This is a genomic window from Bacillus sp. AK031, from assembly GCF_053903065.1.
Window position 1 is genome coordinate 882,833 of the sequence record NZ_CP096424.1, and the last position, 12,953, is coordinate 895,785.

Below are 12,953 nucleotides of genomic sequence, written 5' to 3' on the forward strand. Positions count from 1 at the left end.
TTTTATTCAGAATTGCTGTATTTTTCAGAAAAATACGGTATATTTACAATTGTTAAAAAGTTATCACATTCAATTTACATAAAGGAGGAATCACGTGTGAAATCACGTAAAGTTTTATCTTTAGCGATGACGGCTGCAATGAGTATTGGCGCATTTGCCGTTCCCGCATCTGCAGCAAGTGTCGCACCTGAAAATGTTTTGGCCAATCCGGGTAAAGCTGTAGAACATCATCATGGTGGTCCATTCGACCTCGGAATTGCCAATGATGACCGCTTAATTGAAATGCTTCAAAAGGAAGGCAAAATCGACAAGAATGCCACAGCTGCCGAAGCCCAGAAGGCGTTAAATAAGTTCTTGGCGAAGAAAGCTGAATCGGCTGAAAAAGAAGCCGGAGAACTTCATGGCGATGAAAAAGAAGTGAAAGCAAAGCTTCAACAAGAAATGAAAAACAATAGTTTGACAAACGGAAAAGGAAACAAGCTTGGACAAGCTAAGAAAAATGCTCCATCATCAGTGGAGAAAGAAGCATACGATGGAGAAATGCGTACTGATAAAGTATTGGTCCTTCTTGTTGATTATCCGGACAAGCCTCATAATTCCATGACTGCAGATGAAACGGACATGTATTATGAAGGTGAAGATGCCTACTCCCGTGAGCATTATCAAGACATGCTATTCGGAGAAGGCGGCTGGGTCGGCCCTGACGGTGAAACATATGTATCGATGAAACAATATTATGAGAAGCAGTCAGGTGGAAGCTACTCTGTTGAAGGTGAAGTTGCTGGATGGTATACAGCTAGCAAGCCTGCTGCAGCATACGGGGGCAACGATCCTCAACCAGACGGCAGCGATGTAAATGCACGAGGGCTTGTTAAGGAAGCATTAGAAGCAGCAGCTGCGGATCCATCAGTAAACATCGCAGACTATGATCAATGGGACCGATATGATTTGGACGGTGATGGGGACTACCTTGAAGCCGATGGACTTGTCGATCACTTGATGGTCATCCACTCCGGTGTCGGTGAAGAAGCTGGCGGAGGTTCTCTTGGATCTGATGCAATTTGGTCACACCGATGGAATCTTGGTGGAGTAACACCAATCTCCAACACGGAAGCAACTGTCGGTTATTGGGGCGGTTCTATGGCAGCTTATGATTACACAATCGAGCCGGAAGATGGAGCGGTTGGAGTTATGGCGCACGAATTCGGACATGATTTAGGTCTTCCTGATGAATACGATACTCAATATACAGGGCAAGGCGAGCCGGTCAGCTACTGGTCCATCATGTCGAGCGGAAGCTGGGCCGGTGACATTCCTGGAACAATGCCGACAGGATTCAGTCCTTATATGAAAGAAATGCTGCAGGCTTCTGCGGTAGTTGATAATAAAGGAACTGAAGGAAACTGGTTGACTGGTTCTGAAGTGAACCTAGAGGATATTGATGGAAATGGACTTGAGTTCCTTCTTGATGAAGCAGCTACAAAAGGAACAAATAATGATGTGGTAAAAGTAAAACTTCCACAAAAAGAAACACTGATCATTACTCCTGCAAGCGGAGAAAATGCTTACTTCTCTGGAAGTTCGGATGACTTGCATAATGTACTTTCTACTACTGTAGATTTAACAAATGCCACAAGTGCAGAGTTCAATTTCAAAGCTTGGTATGATATTGAAACAGATTGGGATTATGCATATGTAACAGTGAATGGCGAGCCGGTAGAGAGTGGAATCACGACAAATACTGATCCGAATGGATCCAACCTTGGGAATGGAATCACTGGCTCATCTGACGGATGGATTGACGCTTCATTCGACCTTTCCGCTTATGCTGGACAAGAGGTAGAAGTGGCAATCGAGTATGTGACGGATGCAGCGGTTTCAAATCCTGGCCTGTATGCAGATGATTTATCCATCGTTGTAGACGGTGAAGAAGTATTGTTTGATGATGCAGAAGGTGATGCACTTGTATCACTGGACGGCTTCACTAAGAATGACGGTATCAAACGCTCTGACCATTACTACCTGTTAGAGTGGAGAAGCCACAACGACGTTGATGAAGGTCTTAAAAACATCCGCCGCGGTGACAGCTTAATGACATTCGATGATGGACTTGTCGTATGGTATGTTGATAAGCAGTACAGTGAAAACTGGACTGGAATTCACCCGGGTGATGGTTTCGTAGGTGTTGTCGATGCTGACCAGCATACAAACTATTGGAGCGACGGGTCTGTAGGATCATCTCGCTACCAGGTTCACGATGCGGCATTCAGCCTTGATAAATCTGAGAAAATGTTTTTGGATTACACGAACTTGCTTGGAATCACTATGAAAGATAATTACACAAAGCGTACTCCATTATTCAGCGACAGTGCTGACTACAGCAACCCGGGTCTTGTTGATGCAGGACGTAACGTACCTAATTACGGATTGAACTTCCGTGTAGTAGGCCAGAGTGAAGATGGAACTGTAGGTAAAGTATTGCTTTACAAAAAATAATGAGTGACTGTTAGAGGGTGGGGGCCATTGGCTCTCACCCTTTAAGCATGTTAATGGACATTTCTTTTTATAAAAATGATAATAATAGACACAAGTGAGAGAAGGAGTTGTTAAAAGGAATGTCTTTAAAATTAAGTGTACTGGACCAGTCACCGATTGCAGAAGGAATGAGTCCTGAGGCAGCTCTTAAGAATACAGTAAAACTTGCTCAGTACGCGGAACAATTAGGCTTCACCCGTTTCTGGGTATCTGAGCATCATGATACAACAAGCCTTGCCGGATCTTCCCCTGAAGTCCTGATTGCCCATTTAGCGGCTAAAACAGGAAAGATCAGGGTCGGATCGGGCGGTGTGATGCTCCCCCATTACAGCCCATATAAGGTAGCAGAAAACTTTAGAGTATTAGAGGGGTTGAATCCCGGTCGGATCGATTTGGGGATAGGAAGGGCCCCGGGGGGAATGCCGATAGCGTCCATGGCGTTGAATAACGGACAACATAGGGATGTTAATCAATATCCTGAACAAATAGATGATCTGTTGGCCTATTTAACAGATGATCTTCCTGATACACATCCTTATCAAGGATTGAAAGCATCGCCTTTAATAAGTACATCACCCGAATTGTGGATGCTGGGCTCAAGTCCATCAAGTGCAATGCTCGCTGCCGAAAAGGGACTTCCGTATACATTTGCCCAGTTCATTAATGGAGAAGGCGGACCCAACTATACCAGTCATTATCGAAACAACTTCAAGCCGTCAGAGGTTCTTGGCCAGCCCAAAAATATGGTCGCTGTTTTTGTGATTTGTGCAGAAACAGACGAAGAAGCGGAAAGTGTGGCTTCAAGTATCGACCTGTCCATCCTGATGGTTGAGCAGGGAATGAAATCCAATGGAACCCCCAGTCCGGAAAGAGCAGCACAATACCAATACAGCCCTTTTGAAAGAGCGAGGATTCAAGAAAATCGCAAGCGGATGGTAATCGGAAATCCCCAAAAGGTAAAGAAACGGTTGCAGGAGTTAAGCCAACAATATGAAACAGACGAAATCATGCTCGTGACGATCACGTATGATTTTGAGGCTAAATTGAAGTCATTTAAGCTTGTGGCTGATGAACTTCTGTAAGTAAGTATTATAAAAAGGATGCCCCGCCAGCGGGTCATCCTTTTTATCGTTTCTCCAATGCAATAATGAACGGCGGGTTATTGATCCCATTCATAAATTGATAACGAAGGACATGTACATAATTTTGGTCTAGTCGTTCAACATATCTAAGGATATAATCTCTTTCTACTGCGCCTTCACGATGGCCGTGATAGATGACAAGGACGATGATTCCTTCTGGTGCCAATACATCCAGGAGTCCCTCGATGGCTTTGATGGTCGTTTTAGGTCTGGTAACAATCGTTTTGTCCCCGCCGGGAAGATATCCCAGGTTAAAAACGGCTCCTGTCACTTCACCATAGTGGACGGGTGGAATCACATTGTTTACGGTTTCATGCCCCTGCTTAAATAACGTGACCCGATCCTGCAAATTGTGGGTTTCAAGTCGTTCCCTCGTGTTGAAAATGGCGTCATCCTGAACATCGAATCCATACACTCGTCCGTTTTCTCCAACCAGCTGTGCTAAGAAAAGAGTGTCATGGCCATTACCAAGTGTGGCATCAATGGCGATATCACCGGGTTTTACGGAAGCAGAAAGGAGCTTGCGTGCAAAGGGGAGAACTTTTTCAAGCTTCATGCTCTCACCTCCGCAATATAGAATTTTCCTTGCCAGCTGTCTCTGCGCTGAAGCTCAGCATCAATCGCATTCAGCACATTCCACTTATTCACACTCCACATCGGCCCAATCATCAGATCAATCGGACCGTCACCTGTGATCCTGTGTACAATCATTTCAGGCGGCAGTATTTCAAGCTGGTCACAAACCAGGCCTACATACTCATCAAATGAAAGGAATTCCAACTGGCCTTTTTCAAATTGTTTCACCATCGGAGTTCCTTTTAATAAGTGAAGCAGATGAATTTTGATCCCTTGTACATCAAGCTTTGCGACTTCCCTCGCAGTTTCCATCATCATACTGTAATCTTCCTGGGGCAGGCCGTTAATAATATGAGAGCAGACACGGATTCCATGTTTTCTAAGCTTATTGACACCTTCTGCATAACATTCATAATCATGTGCGCGGTTGATGAGCCCGGCTGTTTTTTCATGGACGGTCTGAAGGCCGAGCTCGACCCAAAGATAGGTGCGCTGATTCAACTCTGCCAAATATTCGACTACATCATCAGGAAGGCAATCAGGTCTCGTGGCAATCGAAAGCCCGACGACATCTTCCTGTCTTAATACTGTTTCATATTTTTCCCGAAGCTCTTCAACTGGAGCATGGGTATTGGTGAACGCCTGGAAGTAGGCCATATACTTTCCATCCTTCCATTTGCGGTGCATTCTTTCTTTAATATCATTAAACTGTTTTTCAAGCGGATCGACTCTGCTTCCTGCAAAATCACCGGAACCCGCTGCCGAGCAGAATGTACAACCGCCATAAGCGACGGTGCCGTCCCGGTTTGGACAATCAAATCCGCCATCAAGCGCTACTTTAAAAACTTTGTGTCCAAAATGATTTCGTAAATGATAATTCCATGTATGATACCGCTTTACATCAGCGGCATATGGAAATGGGTTTGTCTGGCTGATGACAAACACCTCCTCAACAATCTTTCTAAAAGAGCAGAATTTGCAATAGAAGCATTTTATCATGAAAGGCCTGTATATCCAATAACAGCAGCATTACAGTCTGTTGCAGGAAAAAATTTCTACTGATGATTCTCTTCTGATTACAAACAATAAACAAAGAAGCATAGCTTCATTTCTGAAGTTTTGGAGGGATTACAATGGCGACTAGACAATCAATGGATGAATGTTTGCAAAAGTGCGAAGATGCACTTCGTTTTGCACAAGAACAATATAAATCAGGTACCCAACAAGAACACTATCATGATGAGGAATATACAGATGCCATGCAGAAGGTGGAAGAAGCTGTGAATGATATCAGGCATTTGGCGAACAGCGCCAATTCCCAGCAGCGTGAACAGCTTCACAGAATGCGCTTGCAGCTCCAGCAATTCCAAAATGAAATGGTTCTGTTAGACCATGATCCTGAATCAGTAGGAGGAAAATTACAGTGAAAAAACGTTCAAAGCAAAATAATCCAGAGCAAAAGACAAGAACTGCAGAAAGAAACCTCGATACTGAATTTGGCGAAGAATACAATCCTGTGAAGGAAGCCAAGAAGAGATATGAAAAACAAGGGCAGCCGGTAAAGTCAAAAAACAGGGAAATAGAAAATCAATAAAATATTGAATTGGAAAGCACACCAATCATCAATTTAAGGTGTTCACTTTAGAGGTACAAACGTAAAAATACAAAGTCTTTAGCATACGAATTCGCACCATTATTCGTATGCTATTTTTTATTGGTATTACAACAAGTCATCTACTTTCAAGTGTTTTTTTCGCATCTAGTTTCGCACACGTTACCACAACACTGAAATAAATATTGTAGTCTTGCGATTTTTGTAGCGAATTAACTCCACCCGGCCATCCAAGAGCGGAATCACATGGGTCCAAAGGAAATCAGCAACATGAGCTGATAAAAATAAGGGGAGAAACTTCCCTTATTTAGGAAATGACACTGAAAATAGTTGAAATAAAGGGAATATTTACCGCTATTCATTTGAAAGTCATGAAAAATGGGGTGCTGAACCAGGAATAAGGGGAAAATCTCCCCTTATTTATAGTGAACTCAGCTATGTTTTACAGTTTAAGGGGAATTTCTCCCCCTATTTATGGATATCTGTGACCCTTCACTTAAGGATAGGACTTTCTATAATCTAATCAATTCCGTTCAGTAAGGCCGACAGTTTTGGTTGAACTTTACCTTACGAATCAGGGTGCAGATTAGTTTGCGATTTTATAGAAAAAAGCAATTCAATTAAGGGGACAAATAGTGTTTTTGTACTCAAAACTGAACTACTTGAACATCAATTAGGCGGGCTTTTTACTTTATCAAAGATTCACCCCTCCTTTTTCGTGGTAAAAGAAGAGTAAAGACCATGAATGAGGAGGATTCGTATGGAAGACCTTAAAGATCTTTTAAAAGAGCTGCTTCTGATAAACAGCTCAACAAGAGAAGGAAGCAACAAAGCCATAGAGTATTGCGGCCAATGGCTGGAGGAAAACGGACTGGGCGTTAATATCATTGAGAATAACGGTTATAAAATGCTTGTCTCGGAGATCGGAAGCGGAGATAAAAAGGTAATCTTCAATGGGCATGTTGATGTCGTAAGTGGAAAGGACGAGCAATTTATACCGAGAGAAACCGATGAAAAAATCTATGCCAGAGGTTCAGCCGATATGAAAGCCGGTGTCGCTTCGATGATGTATGCGATGGTTGGATTAAAAGATAAAGACCTCGATGTGAAAATTCAGTTGCAGATCGTGTCAGATGAAGAAATCGGCGGATTTAACTGTACAGGCTATTTAGTTGAACAGGGTTATACCGGTGATTTCGTCATTTGTTCAGAGCCGACGCAGCTTGGGATTGCCCTTCAGGCAAAAGGTGTATTAAGGCTGAACGTGGAGGTGGACGGAGTCCCTGCGCATGGAAGCAGACCGTGGGAAGGAGAAAACGCCATAGAAAAAGCGTTTGATGTTCATAACAAAATAAAAGAACTGCCATTTATGCAGGAAAGTTCCGAATATTATCCGACCCCTTCTCTCAATCTGGCTATTATTGAGGGGGGAGACGTATATAATAAAGTTCCCGGTAAATGTATGCTGAAGTATGACATCAGGTACTTGCCGGACCAGACAAAAGACAGGGTTGTGCAAGAGATTGAAGAGGCGGTTGAAGGTCCTGTGTTTGTTTCCATGTTCAGTAAGCCGGTCAGAACCGACATCAATGATTACTATGTTCAAAAAATCAAGACGGCCCTGGAGGAGCATACCGGAACGGAAGCGGTCTTCTTCGGCCAGCACGGATCAGCAGATACTCAATTCTACGCACAACAGGGAATCCCTGCAATCGAATTCGGCCCTGTAGGAGAAAACTGGCATGGAAATAAGGAGAATGTAGAGATTGATTCTCTTTATTTATATCAGAAAATGCTTGTTGATTTTGCGCAGGAGATTTGAAGATAAGATAAGTTTGTTAATTAGTTTTCCTGAATCTATAAAAGGCAGCTTAGGCTGACGAGTTCTATTTTGAAGTACCAACTTCTAATTAACAAACGAATTGGTTGAGTTATCCACAGCAAATAATGCATAAAAAATCGGTCAGTGGCTGATGCCGCTGACCGATTTTTTATGCAGAACACTTCATCGAATTGTCTAAGAAGGGTTGGGTATCCTATATATGTTCCTATTTTACAAGTTAACCAAAACAATAAACTAAAAGGAGAAAACGATAATGGAATTATATGAAAAGTGGGATATTGTTGAAGTGAAATTAAAATGCTTAAAATTGCTCAGTTTTTTGGAATATGATGAAGTTTACACAAAAAAACACGCAACTAAAGAATTAAGAACAATTATTCATTTACTGGACATAATGGATCAGGAGTTGTAAAAAAGGAGGAATCGATGCCATCAAAATAGTATCTGTCCGTAAAGACACTTATTCCGAGTGAATAAGTGGACTTAAAGCTACTGCTTTCCGGTGCTGTTTTTCGAATTATCTCTCTATTTCAAATCGTATTGCACAGGAGTATGAAAACCCCTATAATCATTTTGGGAATCGAAATATCTAGGGGAGGAAGCGCTAATTTATGCCTAAATCTTTATGGCTTTTAATCGCTGGTATGATGGTCAATGTCACGGCAGCGTCCTTTTTATGGCCGCTCAATACAATATACATTAGCTCGCACCTTGGCAAGTCGCTATCAGTTGCAGGACTTGTACTGATGTTGAATGCTGGTGCCAGTGTCATTGGAAATCTTTTTGGAGGAAGTCTTTTTGACAAAATTGGCGGATACCGTTCCATTTTAACGGGAATTATTATTACGCTACTGGCCTTGACAGGTATGAATTTTTACCATGGCTGGCCACATTATGTAATCTTTCTTGCTATTGTTGGATTTGGTTCCGGCATCGTGTTTCCTTCTGTGTATGCCATGGCCGGTTCTGTTTGGCCAGAAGGCGGAAGGAAAGCATTCAATGCCATCTATGTCGCACAGAATGTCGGTGTCGCGGTAGGTGCGGCGCTTGGAGGATTAGTCGCTTCTTACTCTTTCCAATATATCTTTCTTGCAAACTTGATCATGTATGTCATCTTCTTTTTAATTGCCTTTTTCGGATACAAGAATATCTCTGTCAATACCGGCAAGCAAACTTCATTGCTTAACGAAGGTGCTTTTATAAAAAATAAATCAAAATTCACTGCGCTTATCTTAATTTGTGCTGCTTATATTCTATGCTGGATCGGTTATGTCCAATGGCAGTCAACAATTGCAAGCTACACTCAGGAGATCAATATCAGCTTGAAGCAGTACAGCTTGCTATGGACGATAAACGGTGCCTTGATTGTGTTAGCGCAGCCATTGCTTTCCAAACTTATCCGCCGTTTTGAAAATAACCTTAAGATGCAGATCCAGATCGGGATTGTGATTTTCATGATTTCATTCGGGGTAGCCGGTACCGCTGATGTTTTTCAAATGTTTGCAATTGCGATGATCATTATGACACTTGGTGAGATGCTGGTATGGCCGGCAGTTCCTACAATCGCAAATGACCTTGCGCCTAAAGGGCGGGAAGGATTTTACCAGGGAATCGTTAACAGTACAGCGACAGGCGGAAGGATGATCGGTCCTTTATTGGGGGGTATCATCGTCGACGGATTCGGAATTTCTACAATGTTTACGGCTCTGATTGGATTGTTTGCTGTAGCTATCATCTTTACTGCTGTGTATGACAGGTCACTGAAGAAAAAAGAGTCTGTATCAGTTTCAATCTCTTAATCTTGAAGACTATCCTTTTAGAAGGTTAGTCTTTTTTGTTTACTGAGCAATTGCAGGGCGGGTAATTGCTCAGTTGATGTAATAAGAACTAAATCAATGATTACAGTCATTATGAATGACCAGGTTCCTTATACAAATCTTCTTTTATTGGAATAAAATATTTCAAAATTTAGGCTTGCAACGCAGTATATTTTTGCATAGAATAGTGAATACAATAGTTGTAATATATTTCAACGTTGATAAGGAATAGTAGTGATGAGGGTCCGCATTAGAGAGTTGACGGTCGGTGCAAGTCAACCGGAAATCATCATGAACTCGCCTTTGAGTTGCAGGCGTGAACTAAAGTAAGGCCTGCCGTTTTCCGCGTTAAGGATGGAATCAAGTGAGTGCGTGTACACTAATCTGGGTGGTACCGCGGGAGATTATCAAAGACCTCTCGTCCCAATTATTATTTATTAATAATTGGGGCGGGAGTTTTTTTGTTTTTTACAAAAGCTTTTACTAAGAAAAAGGAGGTTCCGACAATGAGCTTTAACCACAAAGACATCGAACAAAAGTGGCAGCATTATTGGGAAGAACAAAAAACATTCAAAACAGAAACTGAAAAGGATAAACCGAAGTTCTATGCACTGGATATGTTTCCGTATCCATCAGGTGCCGGCCTCCACGTAGGGCACCCGGAAGGATACACGGCAACAGATATTCTTTCCCGCATGAAGAGAATGCAGGGATACAACGTCCTTCATCCGATGGGCTGGGATGCATTCGGCCTGCCGGCAGAGCAATATGCGCTTGATACTGGTAACGACCCGGCTGAATTCACGGAGAAGAACATCAACACATTCCGCCGCCAGATCAAGGCTCTTGGATTCTCTTATGATTGGGACCGCGAAGTCAATACGACGGATCCTCACTACTATAAATGGACGCAATGGATTTTTACAAAGCTTTATGAAAAAGACCTTGCTTACGTGGATGAAGTAGCGGTGAACTGGTGCCCTGCACTTGGAACGGTTCTCGCAAACGAAGAAGTAATCGATGGTAAAAGTGAGCGCGGCGGGCATCCGGTAGAACGCCGTCCGATGAGACAGTGGATGCTGAAAATCACGGCATATGCAGACCGCCTTCTTGAAGATCTTGAAGAGGTTGACTGGCCGGAAAGCATCAAAGACATGCAGCGAAACTGGATTGGCCGTTCTGAAGGAGCGGAAGTTAATTTTGCCATTGAAGGCACTGATAAGAAATTCACTGCCTTCACAACCCGCCCGGATACTCTTTTCGGCGCAACATATGCGGTATTGGCTCCTGAGCACCCACTTGTAGATGAAATCACAACAGGTGAACAGAAGGATGCGGTTTCTGCTTATATCGATAAAGTCAAAGCAAAAAGCGACCTTGAACGCACAGACCTTGCAAAAGATAAATCAGGTGTCTTCACTGGTGCCTATGCGATCAACCCGATCAACGGCGAGAAAATGCCGATCTGGATTGCAGACTATGTATTGATGAGCTATGGAACAGGTGCAATCATGGCGGTTCCGGCACATGATGAAAGAGATTATGAATTTGCGAAAAAATTTGAGCTTCCTATCAAAGAAGTCGTAGCCGGCGGCAATGTGGACGAAGAAGCGTACACAGGCGACGGTGAGCATGTAAACTCCGATTTCCTTAATGGTCTCGGAAAAGAAGAAGGAATCACAAAAGCAATCGAGTGGCTTGAAAAAGAAGGTGTCGGCGAGAAGAAAACGACTTACCGCTTAAGAGATTGGCTGTTCAGCCGCCAGCGTTACTGGGGCGAGCCAATTCCGGTCATCCATTGGGAGGATGGCACGACAACGACAGTTCCTGTTGAAGATCTGCCTCTCACACTTCCAAAGACGACGGAAATCAAACCTTCAGGAACAGGTGAATCTCCGCTTGCCAATATCAGCGAGTGGGTGAATGTCACAGACCCTGTAACAGGGAAAAAAGGACGCCGTGAAACGAATACGATGCCGCAATGGGCAGGAAGCTGCTGGTACTACCTTCGCTACATCGATCCTCATAACGATGAGGAGCTTGCAAGCGAGGAAAACCTTAATCATTGGCTTCCGGTCGATATGTATATCGGCGGTGCTGAGCATGCGGTCCTTCATTTGCTGTATGCACGTTTCTGGCACAAGTTCCTTTATGACATTGGTGTAGTTCCAACAAAAGAGCCGTTTCAGAAGCTGTTCAACCAAGGCATGATTCTTGGTGAAAATAATGAGAAGATGAGTAAGTCGAAAGGTAATGTCGTGAATCCGGATGAAATCGTTGCAACACATGGTGCTGATACCCTTCGCATGTATGAAATGTTCATGGGGCCGCTTGAAGCATCTGTTGCCTGGAGCGAGAATGGGCTTGACGGTTCCCGACGATTCCTTGACCGTGTCTGGAGACTTCTTGTCGATGAGAACGGAAATATCAGTGAGAAAGTGAAAGACGAAGAGAACAAAGACCTTGAGAAGAGCTATCACCAGACAGTGAAAAAAATTACCGAAGATTTCGAAGGACTTCGTTTCAACACTGGTATTTCTCAATTGATGGTATTCATCAATGATGCTTATAAAGCAGATGTGCTCCCAAAAGACTATATCGAAGGCTTCGTGAAATTGCTTGCACCGGTCACTCCGCACCTTGCAGAGGAGCTTTGGAGCAAGCTTGGACATGAAGGAACGATTTCTTATGCTGAGTGGCCATCATATGATGAGTCCAAACTTGTCAGCAATGAAATTGAAATCGTATTCCAGGTAAACGGAAAAGTGCGTGCCAAGTTGACGGTACCTCGTGACATCAGTAAAGATGAACTTGAGAAAATCGCCCTTCAGGATGCTAAAGTACAGGAGTTTATCGAAGGCAAGACTGTACGCAAAGTTATCGCCGTTCCAGGAAAACTTGTTAATATCGTAGCAATCTAAATTTTATCCGGCCGGTGCCTCGATGGCGCCGGTCTTCTTATTTTTCCCGTGCATAGAGCTCTGATATAATGTAAAAATAAGAGTGAAAGGTGGTTACATAATGGAATATAAAACAATAACGACTGACGAATTGAAAAAAATGCTTGAACAGGGAGCAACCCCTGACATGGTCGATGTCCGCGAAGACGAAGAAGTGGAAGAAGGCATGATCCCGCAGGCGAGACATATCAAAATGGGTGATATTCCTGAATCCCTTGATCAGTTTGACAAAGAAAAAGAATACATCCTGATCTGCCGTTCCGGCAACCGCAGCGGCAAAGTCAGCCAATTCATGCATGAGCGCGGCTACAAAGTCATCAACATGGAAGGCGGCATGCTGGAGTGGGAAGGCGAAACACAGCCGAAGGATAAATGTATTTAAGTTAGTGTGAAGCACGCTTTGGGCGTGCTTTTATGTGCATTGAATTGATTTATCGCTTTAAAGCACTAAGAGGGACTGTCCCTCTT

11 protein-coding genes and 1 other annotated feature are annotated in these 12,953 nt (G+C 43.2%); of the genes, 9 read left to right on the forward strand and 2 right to left on the reverse strand.

What is annotated here, in order from left to right:
* The first annotated feature begins 96 nt into the window (after positions 1–96).
* Both M1E09_RS04460 and M1E09_RS04465 read left to right on the forward strand, forming a co-directional pair.
* Entirely contained in the window at positions 97–2,496 is a 2,400-nt protein-coding gene (locus M1E09_RS04460) for an immune inhibitor A domain-containing protein (RefSeq protein ID WP_456273661.1), read from the forward strand.
* Positions 2,497–2,615: 119 nt separating this feature from the next.
* A complete protein-coding gene (locus M1E09_RS04465; RefSeq protein WP_456273662.1) occupies positions 2,616–3,617 on the forward strand; it encodes an LLM class flavin-dependent oxidoreductase in 1,002 nt (333 codons plus the stop codon).
* A gap of 43 nt (positions 3,618–3,660) precedes the next feature.
* Here the strand turns inward: M1E09_RS04465 and M1E09_RS04470 are convergent, their stop codons facing one another.
* Entirely contained in the window at positions 3,661–4,233 is a 573-nt protein-coding gene (locus M1E09_RS04470) for a class I SAM-dependent methyltransferase (protein ID WP_456273663.1), read from the reverse strand.
* Positions 4,230–5,189, reverse strand: coding sequence for a TIGR01212 family radical SAM protein (locus M1E09_RS04475; RefSeq protein ID WP_456274898.1), 960 nt, complete (start codon positions 5,187–5,189; stop codon positions 4,230–4,232). The genes M1E09_RS04470 and M1E09_RS04475 overlap by 4 nt, the downstream gene beginning before the upstream one ends.
* A gap of 197 nt (positions 5,190–5,386) precedes the next feature.
* Between M1E09_RS04475 and M1E09_RS04480 the strand changes: the two genes are divergently transcribed.
* The 7 genes from M1E09_RS04480 (at position 5,387) to M1E09_RS04510 (ending at position 12,867) form a co-directional block, all read left to right on the forward strand.
* The gene (locus M1E09_RS04480; RefSeq protein ID WP_456273664.1) at positions 5,387–5,680 is read left to right on the forward strand and encodes a YtzC family protein; all 294 of its coding nucleotides are present in this window, start codon (positions 5,387–5,389) and stop codon (positions 5,678–5,680) included.
* Positions 5,677–5,847, forward strand: coding sequence for a glycogen biosynthesis protein GlgD (locus M1E09_RS04485; protein WP_456273665.1), 171 nt, complete (start codon positions 5,677–5,679; stop codon positions 5,845–5,847). The genes M1E09_RS04480 and M1E09_RS04485 overlap by 4 nt, the downstream gene beginning before the upstream one ends.
* Before the next feature lie 778 nt (positions 5,848–6,625).
* On the forward strand, positions 6,626–7,687 hold the full coding sequence (locus tag M1E09_RS04490; protein ID WP_456273666.1) for a M20 family metallopeptidase: 1,062 nt from the start codon (positions 6,626–6,628) through the stop codon (positions 7,685–7,687).
* A gap of 274 nt (positions 7,688–7,961) precedes the next feature.
* Entirely contained in the window at positions 7,962–8,120 is a 159-nt protein-coding gene (locus tag M1E09_RS04495; protein WP_456273667.1) for a hypothetical protein, read from the forward strand.
* Between the two features lie 199 nt (positions 8,121–8,319).
* Positions 8,320–9,507: an MDR family MFS transporter gene (locus M1E09_RS04500; protein WP_456273668.1), complete on the forward strand. Its 1,188-nt coding sequence runs from the start codon at positions 8,320–8,322 to the stop codon at positions 9,505–9,507.
* Between the two features lie 227 nt (positions 9,508–9,734).
* Positions 9,735–9,954: a binding site (T-box leader), on the forward strand.
* Between the two features lie 77 nt (positions 9,955–10,031).
* Entirely contained in the window at positions 10,032–12,446 is a 2,415-nt protein-coding gene (leuS, locus tag M1E09_RS04505; RefSeq protein WP_456273669.1) for a leucine--tRNA ligase, read from the forward strand.
* 100 nt (positions 12,447–12,546) lie between these two features.
* The gene (locus M1E09_RS04510) at positions 12,547–12,867 is read left to right on the forward strand and encodes a rhodanese-like domain-containing protein (protein ID WP_456273670.1); all 321 of its coding nucleotides are present in this window, start codon (positions 12,547–12,549) and stop codon (positions 12,865–12,867) included.
* Positions 12,868–12,953 lie beyond the last annotated feature (86 nt).

Coding starts and splice junctions, on each gene's coding strand:
- M1E09_RS04490 (WP_456273666.1), top strand. CDS start 6,626: ATGGAAGACCTTAAAGATCTTTTAAAAGAGCTGCTTCTGATAAACAGC.
- M1E09_RS04495 (WP_456273667.1), top strand. CDS start 7,962: ATGGAATTATATGAAAAGTGGGATATTGTTGAAGTGAAATTAAAATGC.
- M1E09_RS04465 (WP_456273662.1), top strand. CDS start 2,616: ATGTCTTTAAAATTAAGTGTACTGGACCAGTCACCGATTGCAGAAGGA.
- M1E09_RS04470 (WP_456273663.1), bottom strand. CDS start 4,233: ATGAAGCTTGAAAAAGTTCTCCCCTTTGCACGCAAGCTCCTTTCTGCT.
- leuS (WP_456273669.1), top strand. CDS start 10,032: ATGAGCTTTAACCACAAAGACATCGAACAAAAGTGGCAGCATTATTGG.
- M1E09_RS04480 (WP_456273664.1), top strand. CDS start 5,387: ATGGCGACTAGACAATCAATGGATGAATGTTTGCAAAAGTGCGAAGAT.
- M1E09_RS04500 (WP_456273668.1), top strand. CDS start 8,320: ATGCCTAAATCTTTATGGCTTTTAATCGCTGGTATGATGGTCAATGTC.
- M1E09_RS04510 (WP_456273670.1), top strand. CDS start 12,547: ATGGAATATAAAACAATAACGACTGACGAATTGAAAAAAATGCTTGAA.